This is a genomic window from Brevundimonas sp., from assembly GCF_035935935.1.
GTDB lineage: Bacteria > Pseudomonadota > Alphaproteobacteria > Caulobacterales > Caulobacteraceae > Brevundimonas.
Window position 1 is genome coordinate 118,169 of the sequence record NZ_DASYWO010000006.1, and the last position, 16,545, is coordinate 134,713.

The window sequence follows — 16,545 nt, forward strand, 5'->3', positions numbered from 1 at the left end:
ATCCCCTCTAGACATGTAAGGCAGAATGTCGCATACTGCCCGCATGAAAGACGCGACCCCCAAAGGCCCCACGCTCCGCCAGTTCCAGCAGCGGTTTCCGACCGAGGACAGCTGCCTCGATCACCTTATGCGGGTTCGCTACGGGGCCAAGCACACCTGCGCCAAGTGCGAGCGCGAAGCCCGCTACTACCGGGTCAAAGCCCGCCGCTCGTTCGAGTGCGAATATTGCGGCCACCAAGTCTATCCGACGGCCGGGACGCCGTTCGAGAAGACCCGCACCAGCCTGCGCGACTGGTTCTACGTCATGTTCCTCTTCACGACGTCGCGGAACGGCGTGGCGGCCAAGCGCGTCCAGCGCGAGATTGGCGTCACCTACAAGACCGCTTGGCGCATGTGCCACCTGATCCGCCACTACATGGGCTATGTGGACGGCGACGATGCGCTGGGCGGCCCCGATGGCAAGCCGGTCGAAATCGACCACGCCTTCATCGGCGGCTTCTCCCCAGGCAAGACCGGCCAAGGCGACAAGATGGTCGTGCTGGGCATGGTCGAGACGGGCGGCAACGTCATCACCACGCCGGTCAACTCGATCAGCAGCGGCGAGAACATGCCGATCATCATGCGGGCGGTGAAGGCGGGCTCCAGCGTCACGACCGACACCGCCACGTCATTCCAAGGGCTTGCTCGCACGGCGAACGGCTACGACCACAAGATGGTCAATCACCTGCGGAAAGAGCGCGTCCGCGAAGGCCGGACCACGAACACGATCGAGGGCTACTGGTCGCTTCTCAAGCGCGGGATCAACGGCACCTACATCGCCGTCAGCGCCAAGCACCTGCCCAAATATCTGGCTGAGTTCGAGTTCCGCTATAACCTGCGGAAGCACCCGCACATCATGTTCGACCTGCTGCTGCAGTCGTTCCCGCGCGGAGCTTGAAACTAAGCGGTTTCATCCGGCCCGTTTAGTTTGGCGCTAGACACGCGGAATCCGGCGTGCCTATAGAACGCGAAGGGCGGCCCGGCCGTTAGACCGAACCGCCCCCCGTGGATGCCGCAACCGATGCAGCGACTGCCAGCTACGCCGACCCGGCACAGGTCAACGTAGCCGCCCTACCCGGACCGAATCGGTCCGGGAACGTGCCCCATTACTAATTCAGAGTTCGCCGGACGCGTGGAGTCCGAATCACCCACACGCCCGTGGACAGGGCTGTGGACGCGTCGGCCTATTCGCCCTCGCCGTCCTTCACATCGTCCTGATCGGCTTCCTGATCTTCAGACGGTGAGGAAGGGCCGGGCTTGGTGAGCATGGCGTCTAGGAGGGCGTCGAAGGGATCAGGGTCAGTCAAAGCGCGTCTCTCGCTTAAGGTCGCCGACGAAGCGATGGCGTCGCCAAGTTAGGTAGAAGCCAACCAATAGGCTTGCCGCACCTACCACCATGGCGGCGATCCTGTAGCCGCCCCATGTCACGGCGGCAGCGGCCGGCACGTCCGCCGTGATCGCGAAATCCTTAGTGAGATCCAGCACGAAAACGGCACAGGCCGACGCAATCGAGAAAGCGACAGCCGACGCGGTGTTGCTCAAGCCCTGGTCCCGCAATTCGGCGTCCGTCACAGGGTAGTATTTCACGGAACGCCTCCCGTACTCAGGGATGACGCTGCTGCCTCTAGTTCGGGTTCGAGGCGGTCCGTTTGTACGGCCTGCTCCCGTTGGAGTCGGGCCGCCGCGAGCGCTCGCGCCGGACGCGGGCGGGGGATTAGCTGAGGTCGCCACTGAGGAAGGCCTTCGCGTCGGTGATGAACCGGTTCAGCAAGCCCGAAAGCTCCTCCGCGTCGTGAAGGGCCAGCGACACGGCGGACCTGAACCTCGGCCCATGCTCTAGGTTCGCTTGATCCATGAAGCTGAGGCGCACCACAGGTCCGTGCTGCGAGAGGAAGTAGCGGTTGGCAAACGGTGCCGGTCCCGCAAATGCCTCTTCCGCCATAAGTCGCTGATCCCGCGCAATCTGCTCCTCGGTCAGGCCAATCAAATCCTCGACGGTGTCCAGCGGCGGTTCGTTTTTCATGGTGATCTCTCGCAAAAGCGAGTCGGTCTGTATCACACATTGATCTTACATGTCCTGTGGGGATAGGAGCCTTCCTGTGGCACGAGTCCGAACGCGGGTTTTTCAACGGAGGGTTGGATGAGGGGATTTCTTGTGACGGCCTGCGCCGCGCTGGCGCTTTCGGCTTGCGACGACGGGGCCTCGGCCGTCGAGACGCGCGACCGCGCCGCGGACGCGACGGGCGGGGTCCTGACCGCGGCGTCGGCGGAGGCCGTGCCTGCCGAGACGGTGGCCAAGGTCGAGGCGGCGCCGATCACGGCCAACCGGCGCGAGACCGTCGACGCCAAGGTGCAGCGTCTGTACGAGCGCAACGGCGCCGACTTCGGGGCCGCGTCGGCCGAGGACTATCTGGCCAAGGTGACGGCCTTCACGCGCAATCCGCCCGCTGGCGTGGAGCGGGCGGAGCGGCCGAACGGCGACGTCCTCCTGTATCAGGCCTCGACCAACACCTTCGCCGTGGTCGATCGCAACGGTTCGGCCCGGACCATGTTCAAGCCGCGCGAGGGCGCGGCCTACTGGGCCGAGCAGAAGGCGAACGCGCCGACGTTCGGACGGCGTCGGGCCGACTGAGGCGCCTCAGTCTTCCCGGGCGGCGTGCAGCGCGCGGATGAGGTCCAGCGCCAGCTTCTGCTTCTGCGGCGGCAGCTGGGGCACGAGCCGGGCGATCTCGACGGACTGGCGGGTGGCCGGAAAGTCGTGGTCGAACCCCGTCGGCTCCTCCGCCATCCCCGCCTGGGCCTCGCCTTGGAAGCCCTGGAAGAAGTAGCCGATGTCGGTGTGGAAGAAGCGCGCGATCTCGAACAGCTTCGACGCCGAGATGCGGTTCGATCCCTTTTCGTACTTCTGGATCTGCTGGAAGGTCACGCCGACCGCACGACCGAGGTCGCTCTGGTTATAGCCCAGCGCGATCCGCTTCTCGCAGACCTTGCGCCCCACGTGCCGGTCCACCGGGTGGGGACCGTCCTCCACGGATTTGCCTCGTGCCATGACGGCCTCCGCCGCTGCCCTAGCGGTCCGCGACTGCATGCGCCCGTGACGGGGCGCTGTCACGGGGAAAAATGCCCCCCTGCGTACGGAAGCGGACGTTCAATCCGCCGGCGACGGGATCGGGGCTCGACGGCGACGCAGGGAGAGGCCGCCCAGCAGGCAGGCGATCACGCCGGCCAGCCACGGGAGGTCGCCCGCCATGGCGTAGGGCGTGGTCGTCAGGGCCTGCGGCAGGGCCGCGTCGATGACTCCGCTCTCGCCCGGATCCAGCCGCTTGTCGCCGACCACGCGACCCCACGGGTCGATGACGGCCGACGTCCCGGTCGGCGTGGCACGCACGACCGGCAGGCCCGTCTCGATCGCGCGGTAGGAGGCGAGGTTCAGATGCTGCAACGGGCCCGAGGTGCGCCCGAACCACGCGTCATTGGAGACGTTGGCGATCCACGCCGCCCCGCTCCTGCGGCCGACGAAGCCGGGAAACAGGCTTTCGTAGCAGATCAGCGGCTGGACATTCGGCAGGCCCTCGAGCCGCAGCGTCCGCGGGCGCGGGCCGTGGCTGAAGTCCGCCGGAACGTGGACCAGGCTGCGCACGCCCAGTCGGCTCATCAAGGCGCCCGCCGGCAGGAACTCTCCGAACGGAACCAGCCGGTGCTTGTCGTAGACGTCTTCGACCCGCATGCCGCCGTCGCCCGGCAGGCGCTTCAGCGCCATCAGACTGTTGAAGTACTGCCCGCCGGTCGGCGACAGCGGATCCGGCTCGCCGCGGCTGAGCCCGGCCAGCAGGGTCTGCCCGGGCTGCAGGGACCGCACGATCGCCCGGGCTTCCCACGCCCCGGGGGCGAAGACGGCGTTGGCCGTGTTTGGCAGGGCGCCCTCAGGCCAGACGATCACGTCCGGGACGCGCGGGCCGGGTCGTGCGGTCAGGGCGACGTAGCGCTGGACGATGTCGCGATACGCTTCGGGCGACCACTTCGACTCCTGATCCACGTCCGCCTGGACCACGCGCACGATCGTGCCGGACGGACGGACCTCGGCGCCCGTCAGACGGACCGCGCCGCCGACGAACAGGGCCACGAGCGCCAGCACGCCGGCCACCGCGGCGCCGACGCGCAGCTTCTTCGGTCCGGGCGAGAGGAGCGGCGCGGCGGCGCACACGGCGAGCACCGTCACAAGCCCCAGCCCGTAGACGCCGACGACGGCGGCGAACTGCGACGGAGCCGAGCCCGCCTGCCACGTCGCGCCCGCGGGGTTCCACGGGAAGCCCGTCAGAACGTGGCCCCGCAGCCATTCCATGATGCAGAAGAAGGCGGCGAACGACAGGACGCCGCGCACCCCCGACGCGCCGAAGCGGCGGTGCAGCGCCGTCGCGGCGCCCCAGAAAAGGCCGAGCCCCGCCGGCAACAGGCTGGCCGCGAACGGGGCCATCCACGCCTGCGCTGGGTTCACCAGAAACGCTTCCGCCACCCACCAGCAGCCGACCGCGAAATAGGCGAAGCCCGCCAGCCACCCCATCCAGAAGCCGCCCCGCACGGTGCGGGACCGTTCCGTCAGGATCATCAGCAGGGGGTAGCCCAGCAGCCCGGGCAGGAGGCCGAACGGAGGATGGGCGAAGGCCGTCGCCGCGCCGGCCAGGAGCGCGAGTGCGAGGCGGGCGGCCCAGCTCCAGGTTCCTGGCCCGGGGCGAGGCTCGCGCGGCGCGGTGCGGACTTCGATCTCGGTCACGTCTGGCTCGCCTCGACACGATAGGGATCCGGAATCCCCAGCCCTGCAAGGATCGTGCGCTCCTCGGCCTCCATGGCCTCGGCCTCGGCGTCGTCCATGTGGTCGCGCCCCAACAGGTGCAGCACGCCGTGCACCACGAGGTGGCTGAGGTGATCCCCCACGGACTTGCCCTGCGTCTCCGCCTCGGCCCGGCACGTCTCCCACGCCAGCGAAAGGTCGCCCAGATGCGGCCGCGCCACGTCCGGCGCCGGAAAGCTGAGGACGTTGGTGGAGCCCTCGCGATTCCGGAACCGGGCGTTCAACTCCGCCTGCGCGGCGTCGTCGGTCAGCAGAATCGTGACGGCGCCGACGACCTGTCCCAGCGCGGCCGTCGCGGCACGGCTCGCCACCGCCTCGACGTCGGCGATCCCGCTCCAGTCCCCGGCCTCGACCTCGACGTCGACCTCGCCGTCGCTCACTGGGCGTCCTCGCCCCGGCCGCGCGCGGCGTCGGCGTCATAGGCGCGGACGATGCGTTCCACCATGGCGTGACGGACCACGTCGGCGGCCTGGAAGCGCTGGACCCCGATGCCCTCGACGCCCTCGAGGATGCGCAGGGCGTGGGCCAGGCCGGAGTCCCGCGTGTTCACCAGGTCGATCTGGCTGGGGTCGCCGGTGACGACCATGCGCGCCCCCTCGCCCAGCCGGGTCAGGACCATCTTCATCTGCAGCCGGGTCAGGTTCTGGGCCTCGTCGGCGATGACGAAGGCGTGGCTCAGGGTGCGGCCGCGCATGAAGGCGATCGGGGCGGCCTCGATCTCGCCCTTGTCGCGACGGCGGCGCACGTCGTCGGCGCCGAGGATGTCGTTCAGCGCTTCCCAGATCGGCGCGAGATAGGGATCGACCTTCTCGTTCAGGTCGCCGGGCAGAAAGCCCAGCTTCTCGCCCGCTTCGACCGCAGGACGCGTGACCACCAGCCGGTCCACCTCGCCGCGCCGCAGCAGGGACGCGCCGTAGGCCGCCGCCAGAAAGGTCTTGCCGGTGCCGGCCGGACCCACGCCGAAGGTCACCTCGCAGCGGCCCAGCATCGACATGTATTCGGCCTGGGCCGCCGTCTTGGGCGCGATGGCGCCGCGGCGGCCGACGGGCAGAGCCGCGGCGGCGGCGACGGCCTGATCCGCCTTTCGCCCGCCCTCGGGGCGGGGCGCGCTGACGGCTGCGCCCAGCGCCGTGCGCACGTCGGCCTCGGTGATCTCCGCGCCCTTGTCCGCCCGGTCGGCCAGCGTCTGGATCACCCGCTTCGCCTGGGCCCGGTCTCGCGGGCTGCCGTTCACGGTGACCCCGCCACCGGGGGCCTCGACCAGCACCTTGAAGGCCGTCTCGATCAGGGCCAGGTGGCGGCTCCCCGGCCCCACGACGGCGCGCAGGGCCTCGTCGCCCAGCGCCAGGAATTCTGTGTCTCGGGCCAAGGTCAGGCGGCTCCCATCGCGTGGACCGGCTCGGCCCCGGGCTGGGAAACGTGGCCGGGGCCCGTCAGTTCGCCCGTCAGACTGTTCTGCTGCCCGCTCAGGATCCGCACCGGCACGACCTGACCGATCAGGTGATCGGCGTCCTCGACGTGCACGGACTGCATATAGGGCGAGCGGCCGATGGCCTGCGCGCCGTGACGTCCCTTGCGCTCGAACAGGACCGGCAGGACCCGGCCCGCCTGGGACCGGTTGAAGGCCACCTGCTGCGCCGTCAGCAAGGCCTGCAGGGCGTGCAGGCGCGCACGGGAGACGTCCGCCGGGACCTGCGCGGCCATGGTCGCCGCGGGCGTGCCGGGACGCGGCGAGTACATGAAGGAGAAGGCCGAGGCGTAGTCGACCCGCCGCACCAGTTCCATCGTGTCCTCGAAATCGCGGTCCGTCTCGCCCGGGAAGCCGACGATGAAGTCGCCCGACATCGCCATGTCCGGCCGCGCCTCGCGGATGCGGTCGATCAGGTCGAAGTATTTCTGACGCCCGTGCTTGCGGTTCATCAGGCGCAGGATGCGGTCCGAGCCCGACTGCACCGGCAGGTGCAGATAGGGCATCAGCTGCGGCAGGTCCCGATGCGCGGCGATCAGTTCGTCGGTGAAGTCGTTCGGGTGGCTGGTGGTGTAGCGGATGCGGTCCAGCCCCGGGATTTCCGCCAGCGCCGCCGCCAGTCGGGCCAGCGACGACGGCGCGCCGTCTGGACCCTCGCCGTCGTAGGCGTTGACGTTCTGGCCCAGCAGGGTGACCTCGCGCACCCCGCGCGCCGCCAGCTCCCCCGCCTCGGCCAGCACGGCCGCGACGGGCCGCGACCACTCGGCGCCGCGGGTGTAGGGCACGACGCAGAAGGTGCAGAACTTGTCGCAGCCTTCCTGGACCGTCAGGAAGGCGGTGACGCCGTCGACCCCGCGCGTCATGGGCAGGGCGTCGAACTTGTCGTCGGGGGCGAAGTCGGCGCCGATGCGCTCGCCGCGGGCCCGCGCCGTGCGCGTCAGCAGCTCGGGCAGCTGGTGATAGGCCTGCGGCCCGACCACGAGGTCGACCGCCGGCTGGCGCTTCATGATTTCCTCGCCCTCGGCCTGGGCGACGCAGCCGGCCACGGCGATGGTCAAGGCGCCGGCCTTCTCCTCCTTCAGCATCCGCAGCTTGCCGAGCTCGGAATAGACCTTCTCGGCCGCCTTCTCGCGGATGTGGCAGGTGTTCAGGATGACGAAGTCGGCGTCCTCGACCACCTCGGTCGGCGCATAGCCCAGCGGGCGCAGCACGTCGGCCATGCGCTCGCTGTCGTAGACGTTCATCTGGCAGCCGTAGGTCTTGATGAACAGGCGCTTCGGCGCCCGCTCGGCCTGCGGCGGAACGAGGGTTTCGGTCATGACGGGCTTATGGTGCCGGAACCCGGCGACGGCAAGGCGCGGTCAGGCGTCGACCGAACCGGGCGGCACGCGCGCGGCGTGGCGCTTGTAGATCAGGCCCTCGCGCTCTTCCGGAGCGGCGCCGGGAATGGCCTTGCCGTAGAGCTCCAGCTTGTGGCCGACCAGTTCGAAGCCCAGGCGCTTGGCGATCTCGGTCTTCAGCCGCTCGATCTCGGCGTCGAAGAATTCGATGACCTCGCCCGTACGGGTGTCGATGAGGTGATCGTGGTGATCGTCGCCCGCCTCTTCATAGCGGCTGCGGCCGTCGCCGAAATCGTGCTTCTCGACGACCCCGGCCTCCTCGAACAGCCGCACGGTGCGATAGACGGTGGCGATGGAGATGTGCGGGTCGATGGCCGAGGCGCGGCGGTAAAGCTCCTCGACGTCCGGATGGTCCTCGGCGCTGGACAGCACGCGCGCGATGACGCGTCGCTGCTCGGTCATGCGCATGCCGCGCTCGGCGCAGAGTTTCTCGATCCGGTCCATGGCGGGCGAGAATAGGGGGGCGTCGCCGGCTAGGGAAGCGGGTCGACCAAGTTGAGAGCCAGTAGCAGGGCATCGACGTGCGGACCCCCGGTGCGGGCGTAATAGCGGGGACGGCGGCCCGCCTCGGTGAAGCCCAGCGCGGCGTAAAGCGCGCGCGCGGCCGCATTGTCTTCCGCCACCTCCAGGAAAAGCCGGGCCGCGCCGAAGGCCTGGGTGCGGGAGACGCCCTGCGCCATCAGGCGACGCCCCACGCCGCGACGTCGCGCGCGGGGATGAACGGCGAGCGTGATCACCTCCGCCTCGTCGCCCGCGACCTGGATCAGGACGAAGCCGTCGGCTTCCGCCTCAAGCACGGCGCCCGGCCGCTCGATCAGGGTCTTCAGGGCGTCGGCGCTCCACGGGACGTCGAACGCCGCGGCGTGCAGGTCCGCCAGCCGCGCGGGATCGGGGGTCACGCCCGCGCCGGACGGGGCTGGCCCGGAAGCCGGGTGGGCGGCGTGGCGTCGGGCGCGCGAAGGTACTGGGGACGGGGGGCGGCCGCGTCCCCGTCCGCCAGCGCTCGCGCGGTCAGCGTCAGCAGGGCTCCGGGCGTCGGGCCCGCCAGCGTCACCGGCTCCCACCCGGACGCGACCTCCGCGGCGAGGTCGGCGCCCGTGCCGACGAGGCGCCCTCCCGAACCGACGCCCTGCAGCCGCTCGGCCAGTTCCGTCAGGGGCGTGGCCGCGGCCTCGTCCAGCGGCGTGCCGGCGGCGCCGAACAGTCGGGCGTAGACCTGGCCCCGCCGGGCGTCGACGACGGCGGCGACGGGGCGCAGATCCGGCTCGACCGAGGCGGCCAGGGCGTCGAGCGTGGACAGGCCGACGACCGGCCGGCCGAGCGCCGCGCCCAGCCCCTGGGCGAAGGCCAGGCCGACGCGCAGACCGGTGAAGGACCCCGGACCGACGGTGACGCCGATCGCGGCCAGTCCGGCGAAGGTCAGACCGGCATCGGCCATGATCGCCTCGACCATGGGCGCGAGCGCCTCCTGATGACCGCGGACCATGGGCAGGGAGCGCGCGACCACGCGCCCCTGCTCCGCGACGGCCGCGGTGCAAAGACCCAGCGCGGTGTCGATCACCAGCAGGCTCACGGGCGCGCTTTCGAAGCGCTCAGGCCGCCAGAACGGCCGCCAGCCCGATCAGGGCCGCGCGGACGGCCGGGTCGGCGATGCGGGCGGTCAGCCGGTCGAAGGCGTCGCCGTCCGCTTCGGCCGCGGACGACGTCCCGGAGGGCGGCAACAGGGCGGCCGGCGACAGACTCAGGGATTCCGCCAGCAGGACCAGACGCGAGGCGGAAATCCGGTTGGCCCCCATCTCGTACTTGGCCAGTTGCTGGACGCTGACGCCCGCAGCCGACGCCACCTGATGACGCGTGAGGCCCAAGGCCACCCGCCGCGCCGCCAGACGCTCGCCCAGATGGCGGTCGACCTCCGTGCTGTTCCGCGCGCTCATGCCTCGCTCCGCCGCGTGTGTCCGGACGGAGTTGTTTCATGATGGGTCGTCGTTCGCAACAAAAACGTTTCATCCGTCGCGCCGGGCCGTAATCGCACTCACCTGCGCCACCAGGGACCGGTCCAGCCTTATGGTCGAGCCGAGCCCCCCGGCGCCGCCCCGGAGATGAAGCCTGTCGGCGTCCGCGCCGTCGAACAGCCAAACTGAAACGGAACCGTCATTTCCTTCGACGACGCATCCCTGACCACGACGGGGGAAACGGCCCGGGTCGTATTCCACCACCGTCCCGGCCCCCGCCCACGGATCGAGCCCGTCGTCCGTCAGGACCATCTGGAGCGGCGGGGCGGCGACGACGGGGGCGGGGGCCTCGCGGAATGCGGCGCCGCGGCTCTCGACCCCGGTCGCAAGGGGCTCGGAGGCGGCGGCCGGCCCCGCGGCGGCCAGCGCCAGCGTTTCGGCATCCGCGCCCAGAGCCGCGGTCAGACGGCGCTGCACGTCGGGGCGGAACAGTCCCGGGCGTCGGCCGGATTCGTAGAGGCCCCATCCCTGCCCGGTCATGCCGGCCCGGGCGCCCGCCTCGGCCTGGTTCAGCCCGGCGTCGCGACGCAGCCGCGCGAGCGCCGCGCCGAGCCGCCGCGCCTCCTCCGTCGCCCTGTCGTCGCCGCGAAACCCGCCCATGGGGGCATCATGCCGCGCGTCGGCGCGCGACGGAAGCGTTTCAGTCGCTCAGAGAGCGGCCTCGACCGCCGTCACCTCCGGCACGTAGTGCCGCATCATCTGTTCGACGCCGGCCTTGAGCGTCGCCGTGGAGGACGGACAGCCGGCGCAGGCGCCCCGCATCCGCAGGGTCAGGACGCCGGTCTCCGCGTCGAAGGCGTCGAACAGGATGTCGCCGCCGTCCTGCGCCACCGCCGGACGCACGCGTGAATCCAGCAGGGCCTTGATCTCGCGCACCACCTCGTCGTCGTCGTCGGATGCGGCATGCTCCGCGCCCGTCGCGCCGTCGCGCAGAAGCGGGGCGCCCGACATGAAATGATCCATGATCGTCGTCAGCACGTGGGGCTTCAGGTGGGTCCAGTCGGGGCCGGACGGCGCACGCGTCACCGCGACGTGGTCCGGGCCGAAGAAGACTCCGGCCACGCCGTGCAGCCCGAACAGCGCATGCGCCAGAGGCGACGCGGCCGCCGAGGCGGCGTCGTCGAAAGCCATGCCGGCGCCCTCGGCAACGATGCGGCCCGGCAGGAACTTCAGCGCGTCGGGATTGGGGGTCGGCTCGGTCTGGATGAACATGGGCCGCAGATGCGCCTCATGACCTTCACGCGCAAGGCTCCCTCAAGCAGCGAGCCGCCACGCCGCGGGAGCGGCAGGCGCGCGTCAGGCCAGATCGTCGACGTCCTTCTCGCTCAGCTCTCCGGGCACGATGGTGACCGGCAGCTTGCGGCCGCCGAAGCCCTTGATGGCGGCGGTGACCAGGGGGCCGGGCCCCCTGCCCCCGACGCCCGACGCCAGCACGAGGATCTTGATCTCCGGATCCTGCTCGACGGCGCGCCGGATGGCCTCGACCGGCTCGCCTTCCTCGATGAGGAACTGCGGCGCCGCGCCGGAACGCTGCTGCGCCTCCTGTCCAAGCCGGTTGAGCAGGCGTTCCGCCTCTTCGCGCAGCTCGCGCTGGATTTCGTCCCGCACCCCGGCCCAGTGAGCGTCCGACCCGCGCGGGATGACGCGCAGCAGGGCGACGCGTCCTCCCGTCGAGCGCGCCCGGCGCGCGGCGTAGCGCAGGGCGGCGTCGAACTCGGGGCTCTCGTCGGCGACGACCAGAAACTTGCGCGGCATCGGCCCCCTCCCCTTCCGCTCACCTCGCGGTGGCGGCGATCTCCCGGATCGTGGCGTTGGCGATCGTCAGCTTGGCGAAGGTCCAGCCGGCGCCCGACGCCTCGATCTCGTCGACCGAAGCGCGCACGCCCTCGACGATCGAAAGCCGCGGTCCGATCCAGGCGTCGACCGCCTTCTCCGCCGTCAGCTCGTCCTTGCCGCAGGAGGCGTCGCTGGCCTTGGCCACGGCGCGCGTCAGGTCCAGCTGCTCGGCCTTGAGCTCCTGAATCAGCCGGCGGACCGCCATGCGATCGAAGCGGTCGTGCGAGGGCACGCCGCCCGCCGCGGCGCGCAGGCGGTCGAAGTCGAAGGCCGCGCCGACCTGGTGATACAGCCGCGCCATGGACGGGGCGTCCCAGCCGGCCTCCTTCGCCAGATCGCCGATGTCCGCCGTCGCCACGGTCGGACGCAGCAGGGCGACGGTGCGGGCCAGGTCGTCCGGGGCCCCGACGGCGCGGAAGCCGTCGATGCGGGCCTGAAGCCGCGTCTGCTCGAACCGCGACAGCACCTCTCCACCGTGGGGCTTCAGCGCGTCCGCCACCGGCTGGTAGGCGTCGATGAGGCCGTGAACCGTGCTGCCGGCGCGCTGGGCGCGGCGCGTCAGCCAGAAGGTCTGACGGCGCATCACGGTGGCGATCTCGCGGTACAGCGCGGTCTGGGCCTCAGCCGGGATCTTCAGATCCAGAGCCGACACGGCGGCCCATGCCTCGTCCAGGCGGAAGATGCGGCGCGCCGCCGCGAAGGCCAGCACCATCGGGCCCGCGCCGGTCTCGGCGCTTTGCCGAAGGCGCAGGGGGAAGGTGGCGCCGCACGCGTTGACGATGTCGTTCGCCAGCACCGTCGAGATGATTTCGCGCCGCAGCCGGTGACCCCGCATCTCGGCGTCGAAACCGTGCAGGGCTGCGGGGAAATAGTTCACCAGCGTGGTGTGGAAGAAGGGGTCGTCCGGCGCGTCCGATCCCACGATCTCGTCGAACAGCTCGATCTTGGAATAGGCGGTCAGAACGGCCAGCTCGGGCCGCGTCAGGGCCGACCCGGTAGCCTTCATCTCCGCCAGTTTGAGGTCGTCCGGCAGGCCCTCGACCCGGCGATCGAGGCGTCCCCGGGCGCCCAGAGCCTGCATGAAGCCCTGCTGCGAATCCAGCGCGTCCACGCCTTCCGCCTGCTGCAGCGTCAGCGCCAGGGTCTGGTCGTAGTTGTGCTTCAGCACCTTCAGGCCGACCTCGTCGGTCATCGAGGCCAGAAGGGCGTCGCGATCTTCCGGCTTCAGCGCGCCGGAGGCGATGGCGCCGCCGGTCAGGATCTTGATGTTCACCTCGTGGTCGGAGGTGTCGACGCCGGCCGAGTTGTCGATGGCGTCGGTGTTGATGCGTCCGCCGCCCGAATTCCGGCCCGAGAGGGCGAAGTGAATGCGGCCGGCCTGGGTGAGGCCGAGGTTCGCGCCCTCGCCCACGACCTTGACCCTCAGATCGCCTCCGTCGATGCGCAGGGCGTCGTTGGCCTTGTCCCCGGCTTGGGCGTCGGTCTCGTGGGGGGCCTTTACATAGGTGCCGATGCCGCCGAGGTAGAGCAGCTCGACCGGCGCCTTGAGGATGGCCTTCATCAGCGACGGGGGGTCCATCGCCTCGTCCTGGACGCCCAGCAGCGCCCGGACCTCGGGCGACAGCGGGATCGACTTGTCGCCGCGCGAGAAAACGCCGCCGCCCTTCGAGATCTTCGACCTGTCGTAGTCCTGCCAGGACGAGCGGGGCAGCTGGAACATCCGGTTCCGCTCGGCCCAGCTCAGCGCGGGATCGGGATCGGGATCGAGGAAGACGTCGCGGTGGTCGAAGGCCGCCACCAGCTTCGTCGCCTTCGACAGCAGCATGCCGTTGCCGAAGACGTCGCCGGACATGTCGCCGACGCCGACGGCGGTGAAGGGCTCGGTCTGGATGTCCTTGCCCATCTCGCGGAAGTGGCGCTTGACCGCCTCCCACGCGCCGCGCGCCGTGATGCCCATGGCCTTGTGGTCGTAGCCCACCGAGCCGCCCGAAGCGAAGGCGTCGCCCAGCCAGAAGCCGTACTGGGCGGACACGCCGTTGGCGATGTCGGAGAAGGTGGCCGTGCCCTTGTCGGCGGCGACGACCAGATAGGGGTCGTCGTCCTCCCAGGCCACGACGTTCAGGGGACGCACCACCGCGCCGTCGGCCCCGATGTTGTCGGTCACGTCCAGCAGACCCGACAGGAACGTCCGATAGGCGCGGATGGCCTCGGCCTGCTGGGCGTCGCGGTCGGCGCCGGCGCGGACCAGCGCCGTCAGATTCTTCGGATAGAAGCCGCCCTTGGAGCCTACGGGCACGATGACGGCGTTCTTAACCTGCTGCGCCTTCACCAGCCCCAGCACCTCGGTGCGGAAGTCGTCGCGGCGGTCCGACCAGCGCAACCCGCCGCGCGCCACCGGGCCGAAGCGCAGGTGGACGCCCTCGACGTGCGGGGCCCAGACGAAGATCTCGCGGTACGGCTTCGGCAGCGGCAGGTCGTCCAGCTCCCGCGAGGCGACCTTGATCGAGATGTGCGGCTTCGGGCCCCCGTCCGGTCCGGTCTGGTGGAAGTTGGTGCGCTTGATCGCGCCGATGAGGGCGGCCATCCGGCGCAGGGCGCGGTCATGGTCGAGGCTTTTCACGCCCTGCAGCAGGTCCGTGAGCCGCGCGGTCAGGCGGTCGACCTCCTCCTGCCGCGCCGCCACGTCGCCGCGCGCCGGATCGAACTTCGCCGCGAACAGATCCAGCAGGGTGCGCGCCGCGTCGGGGTACAGCGTCAGCGCCTCTTCCTGCACCGCCTGGCTGGGGTCCAGACCGCTCTGCTGACGGTAGCGGGCGAGCACGCGGATCAGGGCGGCCTCGCGCCAGCCGACGCCCAGCTCCAGCACCAGCCGATTGAAGCCGTCGCTTTCGGTCAGCCCGCTCCAGACCGCCTGCACCGCCGCCTCGAAGGGGCCGGAGACCTGGTCGAACGAAAGGGCTTCGCCGCGCGGATCTTCCAGCAGGAACTCATGCACGTGCACAGGGTCGTCGCCGAGCGGTCTCACCGCATGGCCCCATTCTTCCAGCGTCTTCAGACCCATGTCCGCGAGGATCGGCAGGATGTCGGACAGTGGCACGGCGCCGCCCCGCCGGTACAGTTTGAAGCGGAACTGCAGCGGGGTGTCGCCGGGATTGCGGAAGGCGCGGACGCCCACCGGCTCTCCGTCGCCCGGCGCCCCGTCGTCGTTCAGACGGTCGAAGGCGTGGAGGTCGCGCACGGCCTCCGCGGCGTCGTAGCGGTCGCGGTACCCGGCGCCGAAGGCTTCCGCCCAGCGCTCGCTGAGCGGGCCGACGCCGATCTCGTCCACCGAGGCGGCGCGCAGGGCGCTCTCGAACCGGTCCTTCCAGCCGCGACCGGCCTCGGCGATCCTCTGTTCAAGCTCCGCCGGATCGGGGTTGGCGTGAGCCCCCGGCGTCACCCCGATGATGTAGTGGATGCGGACCAGCGGATTGTCCGAGAGCTCCGGATACCAGGCCGACAGGCGCCCGCCCCAGGCCTCGGCCAGAATGCGGCCGATCCGTTCGCGCACCGTGGCGTGGAAGCGGTCGCGGGGAATGAAGACCAGAACCGAGACGAAGCGGTCGAACGGATCCTTGCGCGTGAAGCTGCGGATCCGCGGCCGGTCCTGCAGGTGCAGGATGCCCGAGGCGATGTCGAGCAGCTCGTCCTCGCGGATCTGGAACAGCTCGTCGCGCGGGTAGGTCTCGAGGATGTTCTTCAGCCGCTTGTGGCTGTGGCTGCCCTCGGCCTTGGCCGCGCGGGCCAGCGCATTGGCGACCTTGCGCCGGATCAGCGGCACCTCGGACGTCTGCCGGTCGTAGGCCTCGGCCGTGAACAGGCCGACGAAGCGCGTTTCGCCGGAGGGCCGGCCATCGGGCCCGAACCGCTTCACGCCGACGTAGTCCATGTAGGCCCGCCGGTGCACGCGCGAGCGGGCGTTGGCCTTGGCCACGGTCACCGGGTCCGACAGATCGATCTGGCGTTTCATGGCGCCCGTGAGCACGGCCGGCTCGCTGGCGCGGCGCAGGACGGTGCGTTCCGGGTCCCGCAGGACGCCCAGCCCCTCGCCCGACTGGGACAGCGGCGCCTCGGCCTGATAGGCGCCTTCGCCGTCGCGCGGATAGTCGTAGTCACGCGCGCCCAGGAAGACGAAGTGGTCGTCGTTCAGCCATTCGAGAAAGGCGATCGACTCCGCCACCAGCGACGGGTCCGCCCCCTTGGGTCCGGCGCGCAGGTGAGCGATGGCCGCAGACATGGCCGCGTTCATCGCGCCATGATCGGAGACGGCGGCGCGAACGTCGTCCAGCGTCGCGGCCAGCCCGGCCTTCAGCGCGTCGCGTCGCTCCTGCGGCAGAGGGTCGATGACCACCATGATGATGGATTCCCGGCCTTCGCCCTCGCCGCGGGCGCCGGTCGGGTCACGGACGACCGGCACGACCGGGTGGAACATGGCGCGGGTCGACACGCCGGCGTCGGCCAGCTCGCCCATGACGCTGTCGACCAGGAAGGGGCCGTCGTCCTGGATCACCGTGATCAGGTCGAAGCCGGTGGCCCGCCCGTCAGCGCCCGTCAGAGGGTCGATGGTGATGCGGGGCGCCTCGGCCGCCGCCCGCGCGGCCGTCGCCGTCCACACGCCGGCGAGGGTGGCCGCGAGGTCGGCCAGCCCGATCTCCGGCGTCTCGTCCGCGGACCAGTCCTCAAGCGCGTGGCTGAGGAAAACACGCTCCAGCGGGCCGACGCCGCCCCCCGTCGCCTGCGCGAAGTCCCGCGCCAGCGCCTCCATCCGGTTGGCGGACGTCGGGGCGGCTTCGGCTTGGGCGGCCATGGGGGCTCTCTTGTCGGACGCGGTCCTCCCGACCGCCTTTGGGCGATGGTTAGAGCGGGCGCCGGAAAAGGGGAAGGCCGGGCGCAAAAAGAAGG

At 70.6% G+C, this 16,545-nt stretch carries 17 protein-coding genes; 2 read left to right on the forward strand and 15 right to left on the reverse strand.

The window, feature by feature from the left end; translation table 11 throughout:
- Positions 1-43 precede the first annotated feature (43 nt).
- Positions 44-937, forward strand: a complete 894-nt coding sequence (locus tag VGR32_RS07595) for an IS1595 family transposase (protein WP_327449612.1) — start codon at positions 44-46, stop codon at positions 935-937.
- A 401-nt stretch (positions 938-1,338) separates the two neighbouring features.
- Here VGR32_RS07595 and VGR32_RS07600 read toward each other — a convergent pair whose 3' ends face one another.
- Positions 1,339-1,626, reverse strand: coding sequence for a hypothetical protein (locus VGR32_RS07600; RefSeq protein WP_327449613.1), 288 nt, complete (start codon positions 1,624-1,626; stop codon positions 1,339-1,341).
- Positions 1,627-1,753: 127 nt separating this feature from the next.
- Positions 1,754-2,098, reverse strand: coding sequence for a hypothetical protein (locus VGR32_RS07605; protein ID WP_327449614.1), 345 nt, complete (start codon positions 2,096-2,098; stop codon positions 1,754-1,756).
- An 81-nt stretch (positions 2,099-2,179) separates the two neighbouring features.
- Between VGR32_RS07605 and VGR32_RS07610 the strand changes: the two genes are divergently transcribed.
- Positions 2,180-2,671, forward strand: coding sequence for an S-type pyocin family protein (locus VGR32_RS07610; protein ID WP_327449615.1), 492 nt, complete (start codon positions 2,180-2,182; stop codon positions 2,669-2,671).
- 6 nt (positions 2,672-2,677) lie between these two features.
- Here the strand turns inward: VGR32_RS07610 and VGR32_RS07615 are convergent, their stop codons facing one another.
- The 13 genes from VGR32_RS07615 to VGR32_RS07675 form a co-directional block, all read right to left on the reverse strand.
- The gene (locus VGR32_RS07615; RefSeq protein ID WP_327449616.1) at positions 2,678-3,088 is read right to left on the reverse strand and encodes a helix-turn-helix transcriptional regulator; all 411 of its coding nucleotides are present in this window, start codon (positions 3,086-3,088) and stop codon (positions 2,678-2,680) included.
- A gap of 99 nt (positions 3,089-3,187) precedes the next feature.
- The gene (gene lnt / locus VGR32_RS07620; RefSeq protein ID WP_327449692.1) at positions 3,188-4,720 is read right to left on the reverse strand and encodes an apolipoprotein N-acyltransferase; all 1,533 of its coding nucleotides are present in this window, start codon (positions 4,718-4,720) and stop codon (positions 3,188-3,190) included.
- An 86-nt stretch (positions 4,721-4,806) separates the two neighbouring features.
- On the reverse strand, positions 4,807-5,268 hold the full coding sequence (gene ybeY, locus VGR32_RS07625; protein WP_327449617.1) for an rRNA maturation RNase YbeY: 462 nt from the start codon (positions 5,266-5,268) through the stop codon (positions 4,807-4,809).
- Positions 5,265-6,257, reverse strand: a complete 993-nt coding sequence (locus VGR32_RS07630) for a PhoH family protein (protein WP_327449618.1) — start codon at positions 6,255-6,257, stop codon at positions 5,265-5,267. Before VGR32_RS07630 ends, ybeY begins: the two co-directional genes overlap by 4 nt.
- A gap of 2 nt (positions 6,258-6,259) precedes the next feature.
- A complete protein-coding gene (gene miaB, locus VGR32_RS07635; protein WP_327449619.1) occupies positions 6,260-7,675 on the reverse strand; it encodes a tRNA (N6-isopentenyl adenosine(37)-C2)-methylthiotransferase MiaB in 1,416 nt (471 codons plus the stop codon).
- Between the two features lie 42 nt (positions 7,676-7,717).
- The gene (locus tag VGR32_RS07640; protein WP_327449620.1) at positions 7,718-8,200 is read right to left on the reverse strand and encodes a Fur family transcriptional regulator; all 483 of its coding nucleotides are present in this window, start codon (positions 8,198-8,200) and stop codon (positions 7,718-7,720) included.
- 29 nt (positions 8,201-8,229) lie between these two features.
- Complete coding sequence (locus VGR32_RS07645) at positions 8,230-8,655, reverse strand: GNAT family N-acetyltransferase (RefSeq protein ID WP_327449621.1); 426 nt, start codon at positions 8,653-8,655, stop codon at positions 8,230-8,232.
- Positions 8,652-9,329 (reverse strand): tRNA (adenosine(37)-N6)-threonylcarbamoyltransferase complex dimerization subunit type 1 TsaB, encoded by a 678-nt coding sequence (gene tsaB / locus VGR32_RS07650; RefSeq protein WP_327449622.1) that lies wholly within the window; start codon positions 9,327-9,329, stop codon positions 8,652-8,654. The genes VGR32_RS07645 and tsaB overlap by 4 nt, the downstream gene beginning before the upstream one ends.
- A gap of 19 nt (positions 9,330-9,348) precedes the next feature.
- Positions 9,349-9,690: a helix-turn-helix transcriptional regulator gene (locus VGR32_RS07655; RefSeq protein WP_327449623.1), complete on the reverse strand. Its 342-nt coding sequence runs from the start codon at positions 9,688-9,690 to the stop codon at positions 9,349-9,351.
- A 69-nt stretch (positions 9,691-9,759) separates the two neighbouring features.
- Complete coding sequence (locus VGR32_RS07660; protein WP_327449624.1) at positions 9,760-10,368, reverse strand: helix-turn-helix transcriptional regulator; 609 nt, start codon at positions 10,366-10,368, stop codon at positions 9,760-9,762.
- A 48-nt stretch (positions 10,369-10,416) separates the two neighbouring features.
- A complete protein-coding gene (locus tag VGR32_RS07665; protein ID WP_327449625.1) occupies positions 10,417-10,980 on the reverse strand; it encodes a NifU family protein in 564 nt (187 codons plus the stop codon).
- Positions 10,981-11,064: 84 nt separating this feature from the next.
- The gene (locus VGR32_RS07670) at positions 11,065-11,523 is read right to left on the reverse strand and encodes a universal stress protein (RefSeq protein WP_327449626.1); all 459 of its coding nucleotides are present in this window, start codon (positions 11,521-11,523) and stop codon (positions 11,065-11,067) included.
- Positions 11,524-11,542: 19 nt separating this feature from the next.
- On the reverse strand, positions 11,543-16,450 hold the full coding sequence (locus tag VGR32_RS07675) for an NAD-glutamate dehydrogenase (protein WP_414642899.1): 4,908 nt from the start codon (positions 16,448-16,450) through the stop codon (positions 11,543-11,545).
- Positions 16,451-16,545: the final 95 nt, after the last annotated feature.

Bases quoted from the DNA above. Each gene is read 5' to 3' on its own strand.
- VGR32_RS07595 (WP_327449612.1), top strand. From the start codon at position 44: ATGAAAGACGCGACCCCCAAAGGCCCCACGCTCCGCCAGTTCCAGCAG.
- VGR32_RS07610 (WP_327449615.1), top strand. From the start codon at position 2,180: ATGAGGGGATTTCTTGTGACGGCCTGCGCCGCGCTGGCGCTTTCGGCT.
- VGR32_RS07615 (WP_327449616.1), bottom strand. From the start codon at position 3,088: ATGGCACGAGGCAAATCCGTGGAGGACGGTCCCCACCCGGTGGACCGG.
- miaB (WP_327449619.1), bottom strand. From the start codon at position 7,675: ATGACCGAAACCCTCGTTCCGCCGCAGGCCGAGCGGGCGCCGAAGCGC.
- VGR32_RS07640 (WP_327449620.1), bottom strand. From the start codon at position 8,200: ATGGACCGGATCGAGAAACTCTGCGCCGAGCGCGGCATGCGCATGACC.
- VGR32_RS07655 (WP_327449623.1), bottom strand. From the start codon at position 9,690: ATGAGCGCGCGGAACAGCACGGAGGTCGACCGCCATCTGGGCGAGCGT.
- VGR32_RS07660 (WP_327449624.1), bottom strand. From the start codon at position 10,368: ATGGGCGGGTTTCGCGGCGACGACAGGGCGACGGAGGAGGCGCGGCGG.
- VGR32_RS07665 (WP_327449625.1), bottom strand. From the start codon at position 10,980: ATGTTCATCCAGACCGAGCCGACCCCCAATCCCGACGCGCTGAAGTTC.
- VGR32_RS07670 (WP_327449626.1), bottom strand. From the start codon at position 11,523: ATGCCGCGCAAGTTTCTGGTCGTCGCCGACGAGAGCCCCGAGTTCGAC.
- VGR32_RS07675 (WP_414642899.1), bottom strand. From the start codon at position 16,450: ATGGCCGCCCAAGCCGAAGCCGCCCCGACGTCCGCCAACCGGATGGAG.